Consider the following 22,745-nt stretch of genomic DNA (forward strand, 5'->3'; position numbering starts at 1 on the left):
CTATCTTGCTTCCGTCCTGGTAAGATGATGTGATCAGCAGCAGAACATAGGCTGGACGGTAGTTCTATGGCCATCTTCTGAATATAACATGAGCGGCAGTAACACATCATCTTACCAGGACGGTTACCTGCATTTTACCCGCCTGCATTTTTTTCTTTCAAATGGGAAAACAGATGAAATAAAAAGATATATTTATAGTAGTTCTTTGATTATGCGTCTTTGGGTATGCGGCTGGTGGGCAGGAAGATGGAGCGCGAGTGGGGGTATATCGTTATGGGTTTAATGGACAAGAGAAGAGTGATGAAATTAAGGGAGAAGGGAATAGTTATACTGCTGAGTTCTGGGAGTATGATCCGAGAATAGGACGGAGATGGAATCTTGATCCGAAGCCGAGCGTAGGTATAAGTGAATATGCAGGATTTGCGAATAATCCAATTGCATTTAGTGATCCGCTAGGAGATACTATCATGCCATACGGCAATGCGGAAGTGACGGGAAGAACATTAACGGATAGAGGCGGTATTCAGGATAGCCAGCAAGGAGCAATGACGATTGGTGATGCCCGATTAGTTCCTTCTTTGGATAGGAATAATAAATTGGTAGGTTATAATATCTGGAATACCAAGAGTAATTTAAAGCACCCGATAATGCAGATGGATGCAGGCGACTTAGGTACATTTAAGAGTAACTACAATACCTATATGTCTGCTGGTATTATGTATTATAATAATGGTGAACCTTCAGATGGAATGAAGTTAATTGGAGCTGGTGTTCTGAATGATAATGGAAGTTTGATTTGGAGAGGGCTTAAATCTGAGCACGCAGTAGCGTGGAGTGATCCTGTTTTTGTAAGTTCCTTTGCGTTATCAGCCACTCAAGCCAGTTTCTCGGTTATGGCTGCAGGACATGAGTTGAATGTTGGTACGAGGGTTAGTGCTCAAAAACAGGCTAGGCACTTAGCAGGGGGGGCGAAAGGTTACGCTAATGTTATGGGATCTGTTCAAGAAGCCCAAGACGTAGTTAATGCGCTTCATTCAGGGAGGGCCCAAATTATAGGGTTTAAAAATTTTGGACCGAATGGAGGTGGAGTTACTCAGGTAGATGTGAACTACTCCGGCGTGACAGGGACGTTTTATAGTCGCAATCTACAAACTGGTGAAATGGTAGGGATTCCAACCAATAATTTTAGAGTAGAAGGTGCAGGTAATAAAGTGAAAGTTTTTCCAATAAATCCCAATAAATAAAACTAGGTGAAATGAATGACGTAACTTTTATTGATGTCTATTATAATTTAAGTCAAGCTTTAATTGGGCTTATAACTGATAATATTAGGGCGATTACGTTTGAGTTTAGTAATAAGAAATCAGACTTGAAAATTAGAGTTTTTACAGAGAGTGAAGCCGCGGATATAGATAGGGAGAATATGTATTTAGCCGCTTCCGAAGCAGAGGGAATGCTAAATCAAAGAATTAATTATGATCTTGATTTTATAGTTAAAAAAGATAAAATTAATTTAGCCGACAAATTAGATGTTTGGCTATTTATGCGTTATGATCCAAAAGAAGATTGAATGTATTGGATTGAGTAAAAAATGGATAATGAAAGTATAACAGTAAAACCCGGTCAGCGACCGGGTTTATTACTTTAGGTAACTATATACCAGTTTAACCCAAATCGGGTAATTGGTTATTTACTTGAAATATAATGGTCCCCAGTGTCAGGACCGATAATTTGTATATCTAAGCTTTATCAAGTGCTAACAAAATGGATGCGCCTGCGCATTTATTTTGTTAGCATCAGCCCCGTCAGGGGCTAGGCAGCAATCGTTTTGTAAAGATCGGCCGGTGTTTGTATCCTAGTGATTGATGGAAGCGCTCTGTGTTATAAAAATCAAAGTACTGTTGCAATCCTTGGTACAAACTTACTCCGTCTTCGTATACGTTCAAATAAATATTTTCATATTTCACGCTTTTCCATAGCCGCTCTACGAAAATGTTGTCGATTGCTCTTCTCTTTCCGTCCATACTGATTTGTATTTCATGCTTTTTCAGGATGCCGGTAAATATCTCGCTCGTGAACTGGCTCCCTTGATCAGTATTGAATATTTCAGGTTTACCACTTGTCGCTATCGCTTCTTCAACTACGCTTTTACACCAGTCTGCGGTCATCGTATTGCTGACACTCCAATTTACTACGTACCGGGTATGCAAATCAATTACCGCACAAAGGTACATGAAGCCTTTACGCATGGGAACATAAGTAATGTCCGTTGCCCATACCTGATTGGCCCTCGTAATTGCTAACCCTTTAAGTAAATAGGGGTATACCTTATGCGATATATTCGGATCACTCGTACCAGGCCTTTTATATAGCGTTTCCCAGCCCATTAGCTTCATTAAGCGGCCAAGCCGCTTGCGGTTGACGAAATATCCCAGGCCACGCAACCAGATCTTTAACTTCCGTTCTCCGAAAAAAAGGAGTTTTATAGTACTGCTCATCAAGCAGGCGCATTATTGCCAGATTCTCCTCCGTTTCTGCAAGCGGCTGGTAGTATAATCCACTACGATGCAAGCTCAATAACCGGCACTGCTGCCGAATACTTATTGATGGATTGGAAGATTCAATCATTCCCCTGCGGGATACTAATGACTTCACCGCAACTTTTTTTTCAAAAAATCATTCTCTACCTTCAGCTGACCGATTTGGGCATATAGTTTCTCCATTTGTGCCTCCTGGTCTTCGCTATTGCTGGTAGGAGCGTCAGAGTCAAATGCTCCAGCCAATTTCGCGGCAGCTTCCCGTTTCCACGTGTTTATTTGTGTTGGGTGTAGCTCATACTTCTTCGCCAGCTCTTCAATTGTGCTGCGCTCCTTGAGGGCTTCTAATACTACTTTTGCTTTGAAGTCTCCAGTAAATTTACGTCTGCTCTTTTTAGTCATTACTTTGGCAATTTAAGATGATTTTTTCTATCTTAAATACCGGACCTTTTTGAGGGACCATTATATTCTCCCATTATACCGTCATTGAACAATATTTTTTTGAGAAAATAAAGTAATAATAACTGTTGCAGCAAAACAGGTAGGGGCCTGGTAAGGCGCCGAAGGCCGGAAAGCCCCTCACGATCCGCGCAAAATTTTCTCCATCTTTCTGCCCTTCGCCAGCTCATCCACCAGCTTATCCAAATACCTGACCTGCTGCGTCAAAGGATCTTCGATGTCCTCCACACGGTACCCACAGATTACTCCTGTGATGAGGTTCACATTGGGATTTAGTGACGCGCGCTGGAAGAAGGTATCAAAAGTTGCCTTTTCTGCTATCAGCTCCTGCAGCTTCTTTTTATCGAAGCCTGTCAGCCATTCTATGACCTGATGCAATTCTTCTTTTGTTCTGCCTTTCTTCTCCACTTTTGCGATATACAATGGGTAGACCGAGGCAAATGTCATTTTTGCAATACGCTGATGGTGTGTGTTGGAATTGTCCATGCCTTGATATTTTATATTATTTCAGGATAATATGTGTAGTTCTTTCTCCGTTTATTTTTTCGATTTGATGGAAGCCCGGGGCAGATATATCAATTCCTGAAAAATTGCGCCCCATAATCCAGGCGCTTATGTTCTCCATTGACTTCTCAACAAAGTCATTGTCCACGCCGGTCATTTTTTGAAACATCCATGTGTGAAGTTCCTCGCCTCTGATGCCGAGTGGATTTTCTAAGTCCTGACGTGGCCCTGCCCCGAATCCGTCCAGGGAAACTGAAAATGCGGCTACTTTGATCTTACCCGTAACTGGTTTAAAATATTCCTGTTAGTTGTTCGTCTACTAATTTACACATGTTTTATCTATATGGCTAAAAGACTTTCCCTGATATTATTGCTTTTCCTGGTGGGCGATATCTATTTCTACCAGGCTGTTATTACACTTACTCAAAATCCGGCGCTCCATCTGAGCTATTGGGTTGTTGATATTTTATTGATCGCAGGGATAATATCCGCAATATTTATGCTTAGAGCGGGTAAGCAGGTACGGCGTACTCTCTCCCTGCTGATGACGACTATGCTGCTGATTTTCATTCCAAAAATATTTTCTTCGCCGGTATTGTTGGCGGAAGATATCCTTCGTTTGTTCCAGGGCTTTCCGCCACGGAGCTTTTATATAAGCGAGGCAACACTTGCACTGGCCGGGCTGATCTTTCTTGTCGTCGTTTTTGGCGTAACACGCGGCCGGCATTTTTACAGGATAAGAAAGGAAACTATCTATTTCCCGGATCTCCCCGAGGCATTTGACGGTTTTACGATCACACAAATATCCGACGTACATTCCGGAAGCTTCAGTGACGCTAAAGGCGTACAAAAAGGACTAGATCTCGTAAATTCCCAAAACAGCGATTTGTTGCTATTTACGGGAGATCTTGTCAACAATCTGGCCTCAGAAATGGATCAATGGATCCCTATGTTTACGAACCTGAAAGCACCTTATGGAAAATATTCTGTTTTGGGCAACCACGACTATGGCGATTATATCAGGTGGGAAAGTAACGCGGCTAAGGAAGCTAATCTTACACGCTTAAAGGAGATTCATGCTGAAACAGGCTTTAAATTACTGCTTAATGAAGCGGTAGAAATAAACAAACAGGGAGAACGCGTCGCCCTCATCGGTGTGGAGAACTGGGGTAAAGGCGGTTTTCATCAATATGGCGATTTGAAAAAAGCAACGGCCGGGGTGCCTGACCACTCTTTTAAAATACTGATGTCGCATGACCCATCTCATTGGGACAAAGTAACGGTGGATCATGAACAACATGTACATCTTACTTTAGCCGGTCATACGCACGGTATGCAGTTTGGTATTGAACTGTTTGGCTTCAAGTGGAGCCCGATAAAATATTTCTACAAGCAATGGGCCGGTCTTTACAGGCAGGGGGGGAAATATCTGTACGTAAACAGGGGCTTTGGTTTCCACGGATTAAAAGGCAGAATTGGCATATGGCCTGAGATAACAGTACTTACCCTGAAGCGGGCTGGTGCAGCGTTAGCGCAGTAATTTTTTAAGGGAGAAGTTCAGAGAATAATTTAGTATATTAGGAAGAGGTATCACATTTTTCCGCGTTAATAGTTAATCCATCTCCTCCATGAAAAAAAATGCGATCTATTTGTTTGCCTGGCTATGTCTTGCACTCTGCTCTGCCTGTAAAAAAATAAGCCCCGGTAAGCTGATTGCCAATGACGCCAAAAAGGCCAATTTGGCTAACGAAGTGAATGAGGCGAACTTTACCCTCGAAAACACGTTCACGAACCCGCTGATACCACGCGGAGCCGATCCCTGGGTAACTCAAAAGAACGGAATGTATTATTTCATGTATACGCAGGGGAGTAAACTGGTGCTTTATAAAACGAGCGCCATGACCGAACTGGCATTGGCGACACCATATGATGCCTGGATTCCTCCACAGGGAATGCCGTACTCAAAAAATATCTGGGCGCCGGAACTTCATGAAATCGACAATAAATGGTACATCTATTTTGCCGCCGATAACGGCGCCAATGCAAATCACCGGATGTATGTGGTAGAAAATAACTCCGCCGATCCCACACAGGGAACATGGGTATTGAAGGGAAAAGTTGCAGATTCTACGGATCAATGGGCGATAGACGGAACCGTTTTTAAGTATAACGGACAAATGTACATGTTATGGTCCGGCGGCAATGCCGGCGCTGCACCACAGCGTATTTACATCGCCCCAATGAGTAATCCCTGGACAATTGCGGGCGCGAAAGTGATCATCTCCAGCCCGACATACTCCTGGGAAATGAATGGAAACGCCATTAACGAAGGTCCGCAGGTAATCGTCAACCCCAACGGACGCCTGTTCATCGTGTATTCGGGCAGCGGCTATTGGGTGGATACCTATTGCCTGGGATTATTAAGTCTTAACCTGAACGGTGATCCTATGAATCCCGCAGATTGGGTGAAAACATCAAATCCTGTTTTCTCGATGAATGCAGATAGTGGCGCTTTTGGTCCTGGTCACAATGGTTTTTTCAAATCACCCGACGGTACGGAAGATTGGATCATCTACCACGCACGCAGTGCGGCTGGGGGAGGCGCCCGGAATGCGCGTATACAGAAATTTACCTGGAATGCAGATGGCTCGCCAAATTTCGGTGTGCCGGTTAAAATCGGCTCGTTTGTGCAGAAGCCTTCCGGTGAGCCGGTACGTAAGATGTATACAAAGGAGAATTGGTCGATTGCAGGATTCAGCTCTGAAGAACTTAACAATAGCAGGCTGGCGATACGATTAATAGACGACAGCGCTTCCACGCCCTGGATAGCACGCTATTCCGCCCCTGCTACCAATTACCCTGACCATTGGATCACGGTAGACATGGGAGATACTCTTTCTGTAGATGGTTTTGTTTTCATCCAGAAGGATGGTGACCGGAAAATAAAGGAGTTGCAGATACTGGTGGGCAATGATAACCAGACCTGGGAAGACGTTGGTACCACTGTGCTGCTTAATCTCCATCCGAATAAGCAGTATTTCAATCTTCCTGCAAGGAAGCAATTCAGATATTTTAAGCTGGTACCAATATCGGGACTCGACAGTCAACCGCAACCCGGCCTGGCGGAAGCCGGCGCCTTTATGCTGGATAATTAAGCTTTGTTTTACAGCCTGTTGCCAATGGCGGGCTGTGTTGTGTATTGCCTGGAGGTTACCAGCTTATCTGATCTTTTTCTTCCCGGATAACATCCGCCGGGCGGGAAGAGATTCTGTCGTTTTTTTACAAACGGGCAACAACCGTCATTTTATATCTTTGTAAAAAGCATATGATCTATGGCAGACACTCATTCTGAAAGCAAATTAAAACATGAGCAGGTACAGTATATCGAATTCCTGTCAAAAGACATCAGCCGCGCCAAAGAATTTTATACCAGGAGTTTTGGCTGGAACTTTACAGATTACGGACCGGACTATACAGCATTTGAAGGTGATTATGTAGATGGCGGATTCACCACTGGTAAACCGGTAAAAGGTAGTGTTTTAATTATTCTCTATTCAAACAATATTGAAGCTACCCAACAAAAGATTGTTGCAGCAGGAGGTAAGATCGTAAAGGACATCTTTAGTTTTCCCGGTGGCAGGCGCTTCCACTTCACAGATCCTGACGGTTACGAATTGGCAGTTTGGTCGCTGTAGCAGGCCCGCAGCCGTATATTGCTGTAGTTGCCGGATGGATATGTATCAGGATTTCTCAGCAATGAGCCTCAGCACATATTCCATCTGGGTATCGCGGTTTTGCATGAAATCGCTGAAGGAGGGCCGTGCATAGGCTTTCACAAGAGAAGCCAGGTGAGATGCTGCCGATGCCGCCTCCTCATCAATAAGTAAATACAATTTTCCTTTGAAACCAGGTTGCTTAGGGTAATACACCGGGTTGTATTGAATGTTCTGTATATTCCTGCCGTTATGCAAGGCAGGGAAATAATCCTTCAGGAACAGCTTTCCGGCAGCCCTGGATGCTGAGTCCATCTTTACGGCAGTGGATACACCCCAAAAATATTCTTCATAGGAAATCTACAATAACCTGTCAGAATGTGGCCGGTTAGCAGGAATTTACCCGGTACTTTTTTGAAAGCACATAGTAGGTGAGAAGGCGTTTTACTTCTCAAAAGGGAATTAATAAGCTTTGTTCCGTTTTGTACAATTTAAAGGATTGCGGCTGTTCTAATTTTACATCGGGAAACAAAATCACCTCAATTAAACTGTAAATTATGAAACGGAATTTTCTTAGTATGAAAAAGAGTCTCCTCCTGGTGGCAATAGCCGCACTTTGGTTGTCCCAGGCAGTGGCAGCGCCAACCGACACCGTACTCCGCTTGTTCAGCCGGGCATTTCCCGATGCGAAATATACCCGGTGGGTGGAAGATAGTGAGTACTATATTGTTTCTTTCACCAGGGATGAAACGCAGTGCAGAATATGGTACGATAAAGCAGGCGCGCTCGTTTACGCTTTACGATACTGCGGAGAAAGTGAATTACCACTGAGTGTACTGCTAACGGTAAAGAAAGAATATGCCGGGAAACACATCGCCGGCGTTACAGAGCTTACGAATAAAAACGGCGTTTCGTATGAGCTTTTGCTGAGCGATAACAAGAAATGGTACGTGGTGAAGTCTAGCTCTGATGGCGATATGTACCTGAAATATGCGATGAAGAAACAGTAGTAACAGCGCTTCCCAATCCCCTTTATTTTGGAATAAAACGTCCCTGCTATTATCATTATTGTGCAGAAAAAAATATAGTTGAGAAACGGTGTTTTGACGCGTCATACCTTGTATTTTTGACGGCATAGCACATTCTTCACTAAATTTTTTACCGGTAAAAGGAGGGATAACATATGAACAGATTTGTACTTGGTTTTCAGGAGATAAACAGGACAAAGCTGATGGCTGTAGGAGGAAAGGGCGCTAATCTGGGAGAACTGTCCGGAATAGAGGGAATACGGGTGCCCGGGGGCTTTTGCGTTACTACAGAGGCGTATAAAAAAGCAACCGGAAATAATGAAGAGCTTAACAGCTTGCTGGATGAATTAACAGGGTTTAAGACAGGAGAGCGGGAACACATCAGTGAAGTTGGCGCAAAAATCCGTATGGTCATCGAAAGGATACCCATTGCTGAGGACATCGCTGAGGAGATTATGGGCTATCTCACAAAGTTTAATGAAAAAGACGCCTTTGCGGTGCGTTCCAGCGCTACGGCGGAAGACCTGCCAGCGGCATCCTTTGCCGGACAGCAGGATACCTACCTGAACATTACCGGGAAAACGGCCATCCTGAAGTATATCAGCAAATGCTGGGCTTCCCTGTTTACAGATCGTGCAATCATTTACCGGATACAAAACGGATTTGATCACAGCCAGGTTTATTTATCTGTTATTGTTCAAAAGATGGTTTTTCCACTGGCTTCCGGAATCTTATTTACCGCTGATCCGGTTACCGCTAACCGGAAGCAGCTCTCCATCGATGCAGGTTTTGGACTTGGAGAAGCACTGGTTTCCGGCCTGGTATCTCCCGATTGTTATAAGGTGGAGGAGGGGGAAATTATCGGTAAGATGACAGGAACCAAAAAACTGGCCATCTATGGAAAAGAAGAAGGAGGAACAGTTACCCGCCCGCTAGAGCCTGATCAGCAAAAGGCGCAGGTACTTACTGATCAGCAAATTTTACAGCTGGCACATACCGGAAGAAAGATCGAAGCTTATTTTGGCAGCCCGCAGGATATTGAATGGTGTTTGGCGGACGATACATTTTATATTGTTCAGAGCAGGCCAATTACTACTTTATACCCGATCCCTGAAGTGGATGACCAGGAAAATCACGTGTATATATCTGTCGGTCATCAGCAAATGATGACGGATGCTATGAAACCATTGGGATTATCTCTGTGGCAATTGACCGCTTTCCGACCGATGTTTAAAGCCGGTGGAAGATTGTTTGTTGATATTACGGATAGCCTGGCTACGCCCATCGGCAGAAAAACGATGATAGATGCCCTGGGACAACACGATCCGCTCATAAAAGACGCATTGATAACCATTACAGAGCGGGAAGGTTTTATAAAGCCGCTACCCGATAACAAAGCGTTGAATCCTGCCCTGACCAGTAGCGGTAAATCGGCCGCAGATATCCTGGGCCAGATTAAAAATCATCCGGCGATCGTTTCGGATCTGATCCGGCGTTTTCAAACATCGATAGCAACGTTAAAACAAAACATTCAAACGAAATCAGGGACTGACTTATTTGATTTTATCCTGGAAGATGGGCAGCAATCAAAGAAGAGCTTATTTGATCCGCAAAATATGAGTGCAATCATGGCTTCTGTAGATGCTTCCATCTGGATCAATGAGAACATGAAGACATGGTTAGGCGAAAAAAATGCCGCAGACACCCTTGCTCAATCAGCACCCAACAATATCACTTCGGAAATGGGCCTGGAGCTATTGGATGTCGCTGATGTGATCCGCCCTTACCCGGAAGTAATTAACTATTTACAACAGGTAAAGAACGATGGCTTTTTAGATGAACTGGCCAGGTTTAACGGTGGACCCGAAGCCCGGAATGCTATCAATACTTATCTCAATAAATACGGAATGCGGTGTGCAGGGGAAATCGATATTACGAGAACCCGCTGGAGCGAAAAACCGGCTACACTTATTCCGATGATCCTAAGTAACATTAAAAACCTTGAGCCCGGCGCCGGCAAGCGGAAATTTGAGGAGGGGAAGCAGGAAGCCTTGAAGAAAGAACAGGAATTATTAGCCAGGTTGAAGCTATTACCGGATGGCGAACAAAAAGCCGGGGAAACAGCGCAAATGATCAGCCTGCTCCGGAACTTCGCCGGTTATCGTGAATATCCGAAATACGGCATTATTAACCGCTCCTTCGTTTATAGGCAGGCGTTGCTGAAAGAAGCGGAACAACTCCTGCGGACTAACGTAATTCATGAAAAGGAAGATATATACTATCTCACTTTTGAAGAATTGCGCGAAGTGGTACGCACCAATAAACTGGATCACCAGCTCATCTCCAAACGGAAATACGAGTACAAATTATATGAAAAACTAACTCCCCCGCGTGTTATCACGTCTGACGGTGAAATTATAACGGGGAAGTATAAACGGGAAAATCTCCCCGCAAACGCAATTGTAGGTCTGCCCGTCTCTTCGGGAGTGATAGAAGGGCGGGCACGTGTTATCCTGAACATGGAAGATGCTGATCTGGAAGCGGGAGATATACTGGTGACGGCATTTACGGACCCCAGCTGGACGCCGTTGTTCGTGTCCATAAAGGGCCTGGTCACCGAAGTAGGCGGACTGATGACCCACGGAGCGGTGATTGCACGTGAATATGGCTTACCGGCCATTGTGGGCGTAGAGAATGCCACCAGGTTGATCAAAAACGGACAGCGCATCCGCGTGAATGGAACGGACGGATATATAGAAATACTATAAAACAGCCGGTTAACAGGAACCGGCTGTTTAGAAAAAATCTCTTACTCATCGTGATTAACGCGTTACTCCAATCCATGTACCAGCGTCATACTGCAATTATCAGTAGAACGCCACCTGATAGCCTTCAGCGGCTGATATTCCGGATCGTTGTAGCATTGCAATGCGGCCGCTTCTGACGGAAATTTAATCACTGCATTCATCTTCTTTGCCGTTCCTTCCACAGCGATGGCCTGCAGGTCTGAAGCCAGTACTTCGGCGCCGTATTTATGCAGTAGTTGAATAACCGGCGGACTGTACTTTGCATATTCTTCTTCATTAATGATATCGTAACTGTTGATATAATAAACCGGCATGTGATTTTTTTTGAATGATCAATAAACATATTCAGGAGGTACAATGTCCTGGTTGCGGAGATACACCGTTGCTTGTCCGCGGTGATGCGTAACATGATCAATAGTGGCATAGAAACCGGCCACCACCTGGTCCGACAGCGGCGTGTTTTCTATATTTTCTTTCAGTGCATCAAAAGCCTGGTTCAGATAATCGATGGTAGCGGCTTTGCGGGTAGTGGCAGCGGGAGGGTTCCAGTCGGAAGGCTGCTGCCTGATGTAATTGTCTTCCCACCAGCCAATGCCATAGCCAATATGATGTAGTAGTTCTCCAAACGTCCATACGGCTGGTGTTGGTTTAAAACTGTAACCCTTTTCAGGCATTGCTTCTGCTACGCTCAGCGTATAATTTTTAGCATTTTCCAGGGTCGTTAATAATTGCGTTTTCATGATATGAAGTTTGTACTGCAAAATTAACCGGCACGGTAGCCATCTGTTTAAGGAAAATTGCTCTTTTTACGAACGCATGGCGGAAGGTGATTTTCCAAACTGTTTTTTATAGGCAGCGGAGAAATGTTCAAGGCTGTTAAAGCCCGTGGAAAACGCAATATCCGTTACTGGGAGGCTGGTGTTGCGAAGCTGCAGGGTAGCCTGTTTGAGCCTTACCTGTAACATATAACTGTAGGGTGTGACGGCGGTGATCTGTTTAAAAAGACGGTTAAAATGAAACGGGCTCATATTTCCCAGCGCAGCGAGTTGCGGAAGGGTAACATTGTCGGCATAATTTTCATTGATAAACATTTTTACGTTTTCTATCGCCGGCAGGTAATTTCTTTTTTGTTTATCATTCAATGCCGGCAGGGGATGAAGAGGATCTCCGGCAGATAATACCAGCAGGAAAAGTTCTGACATCAGTTGCTCAGTCCATAAGCGGGGACGATGCGCCTTTTGTAGCAAACCGAATATATGCTGATGCAGGAATTCCATTTCCGGTGTAGCTTTTACCAGGATGGAGTGAATATCCGGGTTGTTGAAAAACCAGGAAAAGGTGGCGGCGTGTTCCATCAAAAGCGCCTCATTATCTGCTTCGAAGGAAAAGATGGTGCATTGATCCGGTATGTTGTGAACGTGTGCTACCCTGTGTTCGTAGCCGGGTTTACAAAGCAGGAACAGGCCGCTGTATGCATCCAGTTCGTTCCTGAAAACCCGGAAGCGGAAATTCCCTTTCCGGATATAGGCAATGGAAAATGTTCCCTGGTATTCTTTTTCAGACACGGTACACTCCTGGCACCGGCACAAAAAATTATGTACGGTGCAAATGGAAGATTGATAGAGTGTTTGTATATCCGCCTGCATGCTATAAAGTTATCGAAAAAAACGGATCGTATCATAACAACAGTCTGTCTATTTCCTTCATCAGCGTTTTCTTTTCCGCTGTTGATTTTGTGAGATGGATGGCTTGCTGATAATGTGTAATCGCTTTCTCCGTGTCGGTTTCCGCATACAGATAGCCCAGCAGCGAATGATAATGGCTGTTGTTGTTCAGGCTAAGTTTTTCCGCTTCCTGTATGCCGGGTTGATGCCCGTAAACTTTTGCAAAGGCAAAGGTCCGGTTCAGTGCGGTCATCGGTGAGTATTCAACCAGTATCAGCTGGTTATACAGCTGCAGGATGTGCGACCATTTATTGTTATTGGTTGGCGTGGTATGCCAGTATGCAATGCCTGCTTCGAGATGATATTTGGATACTTCATTTCCGGAGCAGGCATTTACGAGGTAGTAGTTGCCCTGTTCGATGAGTTCCTTACTCCACAGGCTTTTGTCCTGTTGCTCATAGCGCACGGTTTCTCCTTCGTTGTTGGCCCTGGCATCCAGCCGGGAACTTTGAAAGCACATCAGTGCCAGCAGGGCGTTGGATTGGGTGGTGTTGGTGAGCGGGTTTTCGGTGAGTATCAGCACCAGCCTGATTGCTTCTGAGCAAAGGTCTTTCCGGATGAGGTGATTATTGGATTTGGAAAAGTAACCTTCATTAAACAAAAGATAGAGGGTTCTTAGAACAACGTCGAGTCTTTCTTTTATTGTTGCTTCCTGTAGCTGCCGGATCTGGAAGTTATCGGTACGCAGATTCGCCCTGGCCCTGAGCAATCTTTTTTTAATCGTTTCTGTTTTGGAGAGAAATGCATCTGCAATTTCTTCTACGCTGAACCCGCAGAGGATCTGGAGGGCAAGGCAGATCTGTGATTCCGCGGAGTTAGCAGGATTGCAAACGGCGAAGATCATGGCCAGCTGGCTGTCGCTGATGGTTTGAGGATTGAAATCAAAGTCGGGATCCACCTGCGTTTCGTCCGTTGTAAGGGCGCCTTTTACCTGTGTTTCAAAGATGGAAATATGTTTGAGATGATCTTTCGTTTTATTTTTTGCAACGGTGTACAGCCAGGCGGTGGGGTTTTCGGGTATACCCTGTGCGCTCCATACTTCGGTGGCCTTTAGGAAAGTTTCGCTCACGATGTCTTCGGCAGTTTCCATGTGCTGTAAGCCAAAAAGACGGCATAATACTGCCGTCATTTTGGAATACTCCAACCTGAATAACTGGGGTAAAAGTTCTGAGCTGTTTGCTGTCATTGGCGTCAGCTTTTCTCTTCCGGTCTGAGTATTGCCCTTACTTCCACATTGCCGCCGGCTTTAAGTACCGGGTTGGCCTGGGCAAAGGCAACAGCTTCTTCAATATTGGCTGCTTTTAAAATCATATAGCCACTGATAAATTCTTTAATTTCCGTGTAGGGGCCATCTGTTACCATATCCGGCTTCACCGTTTTGGCGTCGCTGGCGGATAACCGGTTGCCTTTATCTGCCAGTTTGTTTTGGGCGGCAATACCCGCCAGCCAGTTGATTCTTTCCTGCAGCTGTTCAGGAGATGGGTTGTCGTGGGAGTTGGTGCTGTTTCTGAAAATTAATATGAATTCTCTCATTGCTGAATGTTTTATGGTTTCGTTTTAATAACGACCGGGTATTCATGACGGGGACAAATAACTTCTTTTTTTTCGTCCGGTAAAAAATACTTTCCGCCCTTCAGGCTTTTAGCTCCATATCGTACCGGTCGAGCCCAGGACCATAGGAGTCTTTTGTGATGCTGGTAACTGCAAACCCCAGTTTCCGGAAAAATGGGTAGGAGTGCTGCGTGGTATCGAGCCTGATAAGGCATAGCGGGCATATCGACTGGATCACATTTACCCGGTACAGGAATAGTTGTTTGCCGTATCCCTGTTTATGTAAGGCATGCATGATAAGACCCCAGGTCATGGCTGCTTCCTGTTTTGCGCTATCGATATAATAACCTCCGCAACCAATTACCTGTTCCTCCAGGGTAGCTACATAATATTGTTCGTTGTTATTTTTGGGGGGAGATGTATACCGTGCGTCCTGCTCCCGGAGCCATTCTTCAAAGTCGGGCAATTCTGCCGGCGCGAAAAAGCCAGGCATATTACTTTTAAATGCAGCTATACATGCCGGTTTATCGGAGGGCGTATATGGTCTGATAATCATGGACATTCGTCATAAAATGAATAACGGGAAGTTAGGGTTTTAATATCAACCGGAGAAAAAGAACCGGGAACAAGCCCCCGCTTTCGCTTCCATCAGGGAAAAGTATAACAGCAAAATACAGGCATCTTCCTGTATTATTAAAATTAATTGTCAGATTGACGATTAATAAAATAGTTTTATTATTTTTCCTGTGAGAACGATGCCAGCTACCTCGCCGGGCAGATTTTAAAACTCAATACACGTTATGAAAATGAATGTAAAAAAAGGTATACTCTTTATGTTCCTTATTGGCCTGTTGGGTACGCACCTGGCGGACGCACAAACAAAACGTAAAGCAGGCAAGCCTATCTCCGCCGATCTGTTCGGGATTTTTTTTGAAGATATCAGCTACGCAGCAGATGGCGGCCTGTATGCGGAATTAATCCAGAACAGGTCGTTTGAGTATACCCCGGCCGACAGGTGGGGTTGGCATTCCTTTACCGCCTGGGAATACGTAACCAAAGGCTTCGGTTATGGAGCCATAAATGTGGAAAGTAAATCGCCCATTCATCCCAACAACCCGCATTACCTGGTGCTCACCATCGAAGAACCCGGCCAGGAAGGCATGGGGTTACAGAACAACGGCTTCGATGGCATTGCTATAAAAAAGGGAGAACAGTATAACTTTTCGGTATTTACCCGCTTACTATCGGCAACGCCCATTCCTGTATCAGTACAGCTGCGCAGCCGGAAGGGCGATGTATACGGAGAAGTAAGTTTTACTGCGGATGCAAAGGAATGGAAGAAGAGCAACGGCGTCCTCACCGCGCAACAAACAGCCGATAGCGCTGTGCTGGTGATGGTAGCCAAAGCGCCCGGCAGCCTGGCGATAGATATGGTTTCCCTGTTCCCGGCCAATACTTTTCACGGCCGGCCAAACGGGCTTAGGGCCGATCTGGGACAAGCCATCGCGGATTTAAAGCCCAGGTTCATGCGCTTCCCCGGCGGTTGCCTCGTGCATGGCGACGGCCTCGAAAATATGTATCGCTGGAAAAATACCATCGGCCCAATAGAAGAAAGAAAAGCACAGCGGAATATATGGAGCTATCATCAGTCGCTCGGACTCGGGTATTTCGAGTACTTCCAGTTTTGTGAAGACATTGGCGCCAAGCCCTTACCGGTAGTACCTGCAGCAGTGAGCTGCCAGAACTCCGGCGGCACCTGGCGCATTGGCGGCACCGGGCAAAAAGGATTGCCACTGGACGAAATGCCCGCTTATATCAATGAAATACTGGACCTGATTGAATATGCCAACGGACCGGCCACTTCCACCTGGGGCGCCAAAAGAGCTGCTGCAGGGCATCCTGCGCCGTTTCACCTGGAATACCTGGCTACTGGTAACGAAGACAAGCAAACCCCCGTTTTCCGGGAGCGCTTTAAATTAATTGAAGCGGCTGTAAAGCAAAAGCACCCGGAAATCACGCTTATCGGAACCGTAGGGCCAGCGCCGGCAGGTGAAGACTTTGAGGCAGGATGGGCATTTGCCGATAAAAATGCTTTACAGATGGTAGATGAGCATTACTATGAAAAACCAGAATGGTTCCTGGAAAATAAAAACCGCTACGATTCGTATAACCGCAATAAATCCAAAGTATACCTCGGCGAATATGCATCCAGGGGAAATACCTGGTTCAACGCCCTGGCCGAAGCGGTGTACATGACGGCCCTGGAACGCAACGGCGACGTGGTACGGCTGTCGTCTTATGCGCCGTTGCTGGCCCGCACCGGCCATACTTCCTGGAACCCGAACCTTATATATTTCACCGGCACTACTATCACGCGTACGCCTAATTATTATGTACAGCACCTGTTTTCAAACAATGCCGGCGATACTTACTACCCGGATATCATCACGCTGAATAATAACAAAAATACAGGCGTGTCCTGCGTAAAAGACAGTAAAAGCGGTGATCTCATTATTAAACTGGTGAATGCCGGCGAAACCAGTGTAGCAGCCAAAGCCAATCTGGCCGGCCTTGTGGCGCGGCATACAAATGCAGCAGTAACGGTGTTGACAGAGAATGTAACGGATAAAAATGCACCGGCAGTTATAGCTACCACCGGTAAACTGGAAGTTGATAAGGCAGTTAGCTATGAAGTAGCTCCCCGCTCAGTGGCGCTCATCCGCATTCCGGCAAATAAATAGCAGGTAGCGGATTTTGTCTTTCTCAGGATTACGCTGATTATACTGATTAGCTTGATTTTTACTTTTATGATTTTATAAAGGATCAAGGGAGATAGAAGCGGATATATTCGCTCTTATCTCCCTTAATTATTAAATCAAAAGAAAATCCAAAAAGTAAAAATAAAGGTAATCAGTATAATCAGCGTAATCCTGAGAAAGACAAATTCCACGAATATATTTTACATTGCCGAAGGTATTATCAACCATTATTTTTATTTTAGATTCAAAATACCTTTCGCGGTTAAATGGGGGCAGACAACAGTTATACGGATGAGGAATTAATACAATTGCTGCAAACCGGCAAGGAAACTGCGTTTAACCTGTTGTTTGAACGTTACCGGGATAAGCTGTATTATTACCTCATCACCATTGTGAAAGCGCCGGAAATTGCAGAAGAGATAGTAACCGACATCTTTGTAAAGTTCTGGATCGGGAAAGAACTGCTGCATAATATCCGGAACCTGGAAAACTTTTTACACAAGGTAGCGTATCATAAAGCGCTTGATTTTCTCCGCACCACTGCCCGTCACGCCCGGTTACAGCAAATATATATCGACCGCCAGGAGCCGGCGCTCCAGAAAGGAGCCGATGAACTGCTGATAGATGCCGAATGCCGGCAGTTATTACTCCAGGCCATTAACCAGTTGCCCCCGCAACGGAAGCTGATCTACGCCATGAGTCGTGAACAGGGGCTTACCCACCGGCAGATAGCGGAAGCGCTGCGGCTGTCGCCCAGTACGGTCAAAAACAGCATGGTGGCGGCTACCCGGTCTATCAGTGACTTCCTGCGCAGGCATCATTCCAGCAAAGCTGCCCTAAATCTCTTCTTTATCAGCTGATCAGAAAGCCTTTTAAATTTTTTTTCGGGAGAAGTAGTCCTGTTTTTTCTTTCGTGCCGTCTTTTAAGGTATAAGCACGTTATATGCTCTCCGATCCAATAAGACTTCAATACCTGTTCCACCTGTTTGTGAATGACAGCGGCACGCCGGAAGAGATCCGTGAATTCTGGCAGCTGGTGGGCGACCTGGAAAACGACGACCCCGTAAAAGAAGAACTGTGGCAGTTATGGGGGAAAATACCCCATGATAAGTTTGCCCGGAAAACAGATTGGGATCAAACGCTCATGCATATACGCTCAGGCATACATGAATGGGAACAACAAGAACCCCCCGCATACCATCCACAGCGCCGTAACTCCTGGCTGGCGGCAGCAGCGGTAGCGGCTTTCCTGTTGCTTGCTGGTGGTACCTACCTGTTGTTGCGTCAACTGGAGCAGCCCCGGATAGCAGTCGTACCAGGAGCATTGCAGCCGGCAATAGTGCCTGGCCGCGAAGGCGCCATCCTCACCTTGTCCGACGGCAGCACCGTGGTACTCGATAGCCTCGGCAACGGGGTAGTGGCGAAGCAAAACGGTACACAGGTAACATTGAACAACGGCCGCCTGGCGTATAACAGCGAAACCATTTCCGGTACAGGGGGCATGAGTTATAATACCATGACTACCCCCCGCGGCAGGCAGTTTCAACTGGTATTACCGGATGGTACCAAAGTATGGCTCAATGCGGAGTCGTCGCTCCGCTATCCTGTGGCTTTTAATGCCGGCGAACGGCGCGTGAACCTCACCGGGGAAGCCTATTTTGAAGTGGCAGCGAATGCATCTGCCCCGTTTAAAGTATCGGTAGCCAACATGGAAGTAGCCGTGCTGGGCACCCGCTTTAATATTATGGCGTACAAAGAAGCCGCAGAGATCCAATCCACCCTGCTGGAAGGGGCCGTGAAAGTAAGTAATGGAAGCGTGAGCAAATTATTGCAACCGGGGCAACAGGCAGGATTATCTGAAAATAACAACCAATTCATTATTTCCCGTCCGGACCTCCCCGGTGTAATAGCATGGAAGGATGGGGTTTTCCGGTTCAGGTCAGAGAATATTATCACCATCATGCAGCAGCTGGCACGCTGGTATGATATAGAACCGGTGTTTGAAGGTAACCTGTCTGCAAAAAATTTTTCCGGTACTATCTCCCGGAAAAGCAGTCTGACAGAGGTATTACAGATGCTTGAACTAACAGAAGATATACACTTTGAAATTAAAGGAAGAAAGATAAAGGTTTCTTCCCTGTAATACATTTTTCCACGGTAAATGAAAAACGATTCCATCACGATGAAAAACGTCCACGTATGAGTGAATAATACACCCGTTCCCGTTAGTGATTGCCAAAAAGAAACCAGGAGCGGTTGCAACGCCCCTGGCAAGTAATTGGGCAATCCGACAACACCCATTTGTAAAAGATTGCTTAACGGATAAACCCAACCTGAACAAAAATATGAAATTCTACACTAAGTGTAAGGGGGAGCCTTTGCCTGGCTTGTCGTTCCCTAAAATGTTCCTCGTTATGAAAATGATCTTCGTTTTGATGGTCGGTGTTTGTATGCATGCCTTTGCGCATGTATCTGCCCAATCCGTTACGATTTCAAAAAAGAATGTATCGCTGGAGGAAGTGTTTGATGCCGTGCAGCAGCAAACCGGTTATTTTTTCTGGTATAATGCAGAACTGGTGCGGCGTACCGGCAAAGTGGATATAGATGTGCAAAGCGCGTCTGTTACTGCCCTGCTGGAAATTTGTCTGAAAGATAAACCGCTCTGGTACACTATCTCCGGGAAAACAATTGTTATCAAACGAAAACGCGTGTCGGTAGAGGAGCTGCCGGCGCCCAAAGAAAATATAAAAGGAAAAGTAACGGCTGCCGGCGGCCCGCCACTGTCGGGCGTTACCGTTAAAGAGAAAGAGGCGGCCAATGGTACCCTTACCAATGAAAACGGGGAGTTTGAGTTAAAAAATGTTTCCCCCGGTGCAACGCTGGTGTTTAGCTATATCGGGTACGACACACGGGAAATACCGCTTACCGGCAGCGATTTTCTGCTGGTAAATCTCACCCCTTCCCTGTCCGGCCTCGATGCGGTGGTAGTAGTAGGGTATGGTACACAGAAAAGGGGAGATGTAACCGGTGCTATTTCTTCCGTATCATCCAAAGCACTGAGAGAAGTGGCCGTAACCAATGTACAGCAAATGCTGCAGGGACGCGTACCCGGCGTATATGTAAACAATACCGGTAACAAACCCGGCTCTCAGCCATCCGTGCTGATCAGGGGCGTACGGTCGTTCAGTGCAGGGAATGATCCGCTCTATGTAGTAGATGGTATTCCATTGTCCGGCGGTTTAAATGACATCAACCCGGACGACATTGAATCCATTGATGTATTAAAAGATGCATCTGCTACTGCCATTTATGGTTCCCGCGGCGCCAACGGCGTATTGATCATCACTACCCGGAGAGGAAAGCCCGGACCCGCCGTGGTCAGTTACAATTCCTATCTCAACATATCCGATGTAACCAGGAAGGCCAATATGATGAACGGGCCGCAGTTTGCAGCATACCGCCGGGAAGCCAACCGAGCGGTTGGCCGCTACAACGATGCAGACCCCAATGCTGATGAAAAGATTTTCGACAAAGGAGAACTGGCCGCTATTGCAAACGGATCCACTACCGATTATCAGCAGCTGATATTACGTACCGGTATCGCACAAAACCACGAACTGAGCGTATCCGGCGGCAACGATAATACCCTCTTTAACATCTCCCTGGGATATTTCAGTGATAAAGGATACATCCGCATACAGGACTTTACACGGTATACCACACGCATTAATATCGACCAGAAGATAGGCCGCCGCATTAAAGCGGGCATGTCTACCCTGGGTACTTTCAGCGTATCCAATGGCATCGATGTAAATCCTTTCTATGCAGCGCTCACCACTTCGCCTTTAAGCGCGGCCTTTGATAGCACCGGGAAAATAAATATGCGCCCTTCGTCGGATCAGTTGCAGGTAAACCCGATGGTGGACCTGGAACCGGGAGCAGTAGTGAACCGCAATAAACGTTTCCGCATACTCAGCAGCATATATGGAGAAGCAGACCTGGCGCCCGGCCTGAAGTTCAGGATGAACTTCGCCCCGGATCTCACAGAAAGCAGAACCGGTAACTACCGCGGCGCTACATCCACTTTCCAGAATGGCGCAGCACCTGCAGCAAATAACAGCGAAACATTTACGCTGTCATATACCTGGGAAAACATGCTTACCTATAACAAAGTATTTGCCCGTAAACATAAACTGAATGTAACAGGCTTATACAGTCTCCAGAACTTCAGCAGCGAAAGCAGCAGCGGCAGCGTGAAAGACCTGCCCACCGGGCTGGATTCCATCCTCTACTATAACGTGGGCGCCGGCGCCACCATTACCGGTATTGGCAGTGGTTATAACCGCTGGAGCATCTTATCCTGGATGGGGCGTGTAAACTATGCTTTCGACGACCGTTTTCTGTTAACGCTTACCGGCCGCGCGGATGGATCATCGAAGTTCGCCGGAAAGAACAAGTGGGGCTTCTTTCCTGCAGTAGCACTGGGATGGAATATCAGCAACGAAGATTTTTTTAGTAAGAAGAAATGGCTGAATAATCTGAAACTGCGACTCAGCTACGGGCAGAATGGTAATGCAGGGATAGATCCCTACCAGACGAGGGCATTGTTGTCACGTACGTCGTACGACTGGGACGGGGTGGCCGCCTTTGGCTACCGGCCCGCCAGTTTGAGCAATGGCTCCCTCAGGTGGGAAACTACCCGTTCGGCCAATGCGGGCCTCGATTTTGGCGTCCTTAATAACCGGATTACCGGTACTGTGGATGTATACCAGTCCAAAACTACTGACCTCCTGTTGCCACGGTTGCTGCCCATTACTTCCGGTTATGCTACCATTACTTCCAATGTAGGGTCTACCAGTAATTCGGGTATTGAATTCGCCGTATCGTCTGTAAATATTGAAGCAAAACTGGAAGGCGGTTTTGAATGGAGCACCGATTTTAATATGGCTTACAATAAGGAAAAGATCCTTTCCCTGTCGCAGGGAAAAGTAGACGACATTGGCAATGCCCGCTTTATTGGTGAGCCGCTCGGCGTGTATTTCGATTATGTAAAAACAGGCATCTGGCAAACGGGGGAAGAGCAACAGGCGGCGCAATACAGTTCTGCAGTGGGACAAATAAAAGTAAGTGATCTGAATAACAGTAAGAAAATAGATGCGGGCGACCGCGTAATACTGGGCCAGGTAAGACCAAAATGGACCGGCGGCATCACCAGCCGCTTTAGCTACCGCGGTTTTGATTTGTCTGTTTTTCTTAACGGCGCATTCGGACACCTGATAAAAGATCCCCTGCGCAGCGGTAACACCTTTGCCCTCGAAGGGCGCTACAACACTGTAAATGTGGACTACTGGACGCCGGATAACCCGGTGAATACCTATCCGCGGCCACGCGCCGGACAAGGGCAGGGGCCTGTTTTCGGGAGCACGCTTACCTATTTTAAAGGCGATTACCTGCGGATCAAAAATATCAACCTGGGCTACCGCCTGCCGGGCAGCACACTGAAACACACCGGTATACAATCTTTTCGTATATACGCCAACGTGCAAAACCCGTATGTGTTCTCGTCCTTCGTACACGAGGATCAGGGGATAGATCCTGAAATCCTCAGTCAGCCTTTTTATGTGAACTATGTATTTGGCATCAACCTTACTTTCTAAATTCTG

General features: G+C 46.2%; 20 protein-coding genes and 1 pseudogene. 11 read left to right on the plus strand and 10 right to left on the minus strand.

Going from position 1 to position 22,745, the window contains the following annotated elements:
- The first annotated feature begins 257 nt into the window (after window positions 1-257).
- Both ACMXI2_RS11215 and ACMXI2_RS11220 read left to right on the plus strand, forming a co-directional pair.
- Window positions 258-1,244: an RHS repeat-associated core domain-containing protein gene (locus ACMXI2_RS11215; RefSeq protein ID WP_483781676.1), complete on the plus strand. Its 987-nt coding sequence runs from the start codon at window positions 258-260 to the stop codon at window positions 1,242-1,244.
- Between the two features lie 11 nt (window positions 1,245-1,255).
- Window positions 1,256-1,570 carry a MafI2 family immunity protein gene (locus ACMXI2_RS11220; RefSeq protein WP_483781677.1) on the plus strand — a complete coding sequence of 105 codons (315 nt, stop codon included), beginning with the start codon at window positions 1,256-1,258 and terminating at the stop codon, window positions 1,568-1,570.
- Between the two features lie 280 nt (window positions 1,571-1,850).
- On the opposite strand, the pseudogene ACMXI2_RS11225 reads toward ACMXI2_RS11220, so the two are convergent.
- The 3 genes and pseudogenes from ACMXI2_RS11225 to ACMXI2_RS11235 form a co-directional block, all read right to left on the minus strand.
- Window positions 1,851-2,498, minus strand: a pseudogene (locus ACMXI2_RS11225) (IS3 family transposase); the annotation flags it as partial.
- Between the two features lie 153 nt (window positions 2,499-2,651).
- Window positions 2,652-2,939 carry a transposase gene (locus ACMXI2_RS11230; protein WP_111580750.1) on the minus strand — a complete coding sequence of 96 codons (288 nt, stop codon included), beginning with the start codon at window positions 2,937-2,939 and terminating at the stop codon, window positions 2,652-2,654.
- Window positions 2,940-3,116: 177 nt separating this feature from the next.
- Complete coding sequence (locus tag ACMXI2_RS11235; RefSeq protein WP_483781678.1) at window positions 3,117-3,482, minus strand: DUF2200 domain-containing protein; 366 nt, start codon at window positions 3,480-3,482, stop codon at window positions 3,117-3,119.
- Between the two features lie 361 nt (window positions 3,483-3,843).
- Between ACMXI2_RS11235 and ACMXI2_RS11240 the strand changes: the two genes are divergently transcribed.
- The 3 genes from ACMXI2_RS11240 (at window position 3,844) to ACMXI2_RS11250 (ending at window position 7,195) form a co-directional block, all read left to right on the plus strand.
- Entirely contained in the window at window positions 3,844-5,040 is a 1,197-nt protein-coding gene (locus tag ACMXI2_RS11240) for a metallophosphoesterase (protein WP_483781679.1), read from the plus strand.
- Window positions 5,041-5,128: 88 nt separating this feature from the next.
- Entirely contained in the window at window positions 5,129-6,655 is a 1,527-nt protein-coding gene (locus tag ACMXI2_RS11245) for a family 43 glycosylhydrolase (RefSeq protein ID WP_483781680.1), read from the plus strand.
- Between the two features lie 177 nt (window positions 6,656-6,832).
- On the plus strand, window positions 6,833-7,195 hold the full coding sequence (locus ACMXI2_RS11250; RefSeq protein ID WP_483781681.1) for a VOC family protein: 363 nt from the start codon (window positions 6,833-6,835) through the stop codon (window positions 7,193-7,195).
- A 45-nt stretch (window positions 7,196-7,240) separates the two neighbouring features.
- Here ACMXI2_RS11250 and ACMXI2_RS11255 read toward each other — a convergent pair whose 3' ends face one another.
- A complete protein-coding gene (locus ACMXI2_RS11255) occupies window positions 7,241-7,528 on the minus strand; it encodes a hypothetical protein (RefSeq protein ID WP_483781682.1) in 288 nt (95 codons plus the stop codon).
- Between the two features lie 242 nt (window positions 7,529-7,770).
- Between ACMXI2_RS11255 and ACMXI2_RS11260 the strand changes: the two genes are divergently transcribed.
- Window positions 7,771-8,223, plus strand: a complete 453-nt coding sequence (locus ACMXI2_RS11260; RefSeq protein WP_483781683.1) for a hypothetical protein — start codon at window positions 7,771-7,773, stop codon at window positions 8,221-8,223.
- 173 nt (window positions 8,224-8,396) lie between these two features.
- On the plus strand, window positions 8,397-11,009 hold the full coding sequence (ppsA, locus tag ACMXI2_RS11265; protein ID WP_483781684.1) for a phosphoenolpyruvate synthase: 2,613 nt from the start codon (window positions 8,397-8,399) through the stop codon (window positions 11,007-11,009).
- A gap of 62 nt (window positions 11,010-11,071) precedes the next feature.
- Here ppsA and ACMXI2_RS11270 read toward each other — a convergent pair whose 3' ends face one another.
- The 6 genes from ACMXI2_RS11270 to ACMXI2_RS11295 form a co-directional block, all read right to left on the minus strand.
- A complete protein-coding gene (locus tag ACMXI2_RS11270) occupies window positions 11,072-11,362 on the minus strand; it encodes a DUF1330 domain-containing protein (protein WP_483781685.1) in 291 nt (96 codons plus the stop codon).
- A gap of 18 nt (window positions 11,363-11,380) precedes the next feature.
- Complete coding sequence (locus ACMXI2_RS11275; RefSeq protein ID WP_483781686.1) at window positions 11,381-11,788, minus strand: DinB family protein; 408 nt, start codon at window positions 11,786-11,788, stop codon at window positions 11,381-11,383.
- Window positions 11,789-11,854: 66 nt separating this feature from the next.
- The gene (locus ACMXI2_RS11280) at window positions 11,855-12,694 is read right to left on the minus strand and encodes a helix-turn-helix domain-containing protein (RefSeq protein ID WP_483781687.1); all 840 of its coding nucleotides are present in this window, start codon (window positions 12,692-12,694) and stop codon (window positions 11,855-11,857) included.
- Window positions 12,695-12,725: 31 nt separating this feature from the next.
- Complete coding sequence (locus ACMXI2_RS11285) at window positions 12,726-13,958, minus strand: RNA polymerase sigma factor (protein ID WP_483781688.1); 1,233 nt, start codon at window positions 13,956-13,958, stop codon at window positions 12,726-12,728.
- A gap of 5 nt (window positions 13,959-13,963) precedes the next feature.
- Entirely contained in the window at window positions 13,964-14,305 is a 342-nt protein-coding gene (locus ACMXI2_RS11290) for a YciI family protein (RefSeq protein ID WP_483781689.1), read from the minus strand.
- A 100-nt stretch (window positions 14,306-14,405) separates the two neighbouring features.
- Window positions 14,406-14,885 carry a GNAT family N-acetyltransferase gene (locus tag ACMXI2_RS11295; protein WP_483781690.1) on the minus strand — a complete coding sequence of 160 codons (480 nt, stop codon included), beginning with the start codon at window positions 14,883-14,885 and terminating at the stop codon, window positions 14,406-14,408.
- A gap of 238 nt (window positions 14,886-15,123) precedes the next feature.
- On the opposite strand from ACMXI2_RS11295, the gene ACMXI2_RS11300 reads away from it, so the two are divergent.
- From ACMXI2_RS11300 to ACMXI2_RS11315, 4 genes are all read left to right on the plus strand, one after another.
- Window positions 15,124-17,064, plus strand: coding sequence for an alpha-L-arabinofuranosidase C-terminal domain-containing protein (locus ACMXI2_RS11300; RefSeq protein ID WP_483781691.1), 1,941 nt, complete (start codon window positions 15,124-15,126; stop codon window positions 17,062-17,064).
- Between the two features lie 284 nt (window positions 17,065-17,348).
- Complete coding sequence (locus ACMXI2_RS11305; protein ID WP_483781692.1) at window positions 17,349-17,942, plus strand: RNA polymerase sigma-70 factor; 594 nt, start codon at window positions 17,349-17,351, stop codon at window positions 17,940-17,942.
- 83 nt (window positions 17,943-18,025) lie between these two features.
- On the plus strand, window positions 18,026-19,225 hold the full coding sequence (locus ACMXI2_RS11310; protein ID WP_483781693.1) for a FecR family protein: 1,200 nt from the start codon (window positions 18,026-18,028) through the stop codon (window positions 19,223-19,225).
- A 271-nt stretch (window positions 19,226-19,496) separates the two neighbouring features.
- Window positions 19,497-22,739: a TonB-dependent receptor gene (locus ACMXI2_RS11315; RefSeq protein WP_483781694.1), complete on the plus strand. Its 3,243-nt coding sequence runs from the start codon at window positions 19,497-19,499 to the stop codon at window positions 22,737-22,739.
- The last annotated feature ends 6 nt before the right edge of the window (window positions 22,740-22,745 follow it).

The organism is Chitinophaga sp. G7 BAM 1005 (genome assembly GCF_057126945.1).

Bases quoted from the DNA above. Each gene is read 5' to 3' on its own strand.
- ACMXI2_RS11310 (WP_483781693.1), top strand. From the start codon at position 18,026: ATGCTCTCCGATCCAATAAGACTTCAATACCTGTTCCACCTGTTTGTG.
- ACMXI2_RS11255 (WP_483781682.1), bottom strand. From the start codon at position 7,528: ATGGACTCAGCATCCAGGGCTGCCGGAAAGCTGTTCCTGAAGGATTAT.
- ACMXI2_RS11315 (WP_483781694.1), top strand. From the start codon at position 19,497: ATGAAAATGATCTTCGTTTTGATGGTCGGTGTTTGTATGCATGCCTTT.
- ACMXI2_RS11260 (WP_483781683.1), top strand. From the start codon at position 7,771: ATGAAACGGAATTTTCTTAGTATGAAAAAGAGTCTCCTCCTGGTGGCA.
- ACMXI2_RS11220 (WP_483781677.1), top strand. From the start codon at position 1,256: ATGAATGACGTAACTTTTATTGATGTCTATTATAATTTAAGTCAAGCT.
- ACMXI2_RS11250 (WP_483781681.1), top strand. From the start codon at position 6,833: ATGGCAGACACTCATTCTGAAAGCAAATTAAAACATGAGCAGGTACAG.
- ACMXI2_RS11240 (WP_483781679.1), top strand. From the start codon at position 3,844: ATGGCTAAAAGACTTTCCCTGATATTATTGCTTTTCCTGGTGGGCGAT.
- ACMXI2_RS11290 (WP_483781689.1), bottom strand. From the start codon at position 14,305: ATGAGAGAATTCATATTAATTTTCAGAAACAGCACCAACTCCCACGAC.
- ACMXI2_RS11235 (WP_483781678.1), bottom strand. From the start codon at position 3,482: ATGGACAATTCCAACACACACCATCAGCGTATTGCAAAAATGACATTT.
- ACMXI2_RS11280 (WP_483781687.1), bottom strand. From the start codon at position 12,694: ATGCAGGCGGATATACAAACACTCTATCAATCTTCCATTTGCACCGTA.
- ACMXI2_RS11230 (WP_111580750.1), bottom strand. From the start codon at position 2,939: ATGACTAAAAAGAGCAGACGTAAATTTACTGGAGACTTCAAAGCAAAA.
- ACMXI2_RS11295 (WP_483781690.1), bottom strand. From the start codon at position 14,885: ATGTCCATGATTATCAGACCATATACGCCCTCCGATAAACCGGCATGT.
- ppsA (WP_483781684.1), top strand. From the start codon at position 8,397: ATGAACAGATTTGTACTTGGTTTTCAGGAGATAAACAGGACAAAGCTG.
- ACMXI2_RS11305 (WP_483781692.1), top strand. From the start codon at position 17,349: ATGGGGGCAGACAACAGTTATACGGATGAGGAATTAATACAATTGCTG.
- ACMXI2_RS11275 (WP_483781686.1), bottom strand. From the start codon at position 11,788: ATGAAAACGCAATTATTAACGACCCTGGAAAATGCTAAAAATTATACG.
- ACMXI2_RS11245 (WP_483781680.1), top strand. From the start codon at position 5,129: ATGAAAAAAAATGCGATCTATTTGTTTGCCTGGCTATGTCTTGCACTC.
- ACMXI2_RS11300 (WP_483781691.1), top strand. From the start codon at position 15,124: ATGAAAATGAATGTAAAAAAAGGTATACTCTTTATGTTCCTTATTGGC.
- ACMXI2_RS11285 (WP_483781688.1), bottom strand. From the start codon at position 13,958: ATGACAGCAAACAGCTCAGAACTTTTACCCCAGTTATTCAGGTTGGAG.
- ACMXI2_RS11270 (WP_483781685.1), bottom strand. From the start codon at position 11,362: ATGCCGGTTTATTATATCAACAGTTACGATATCATTAATGAAGAAGAA.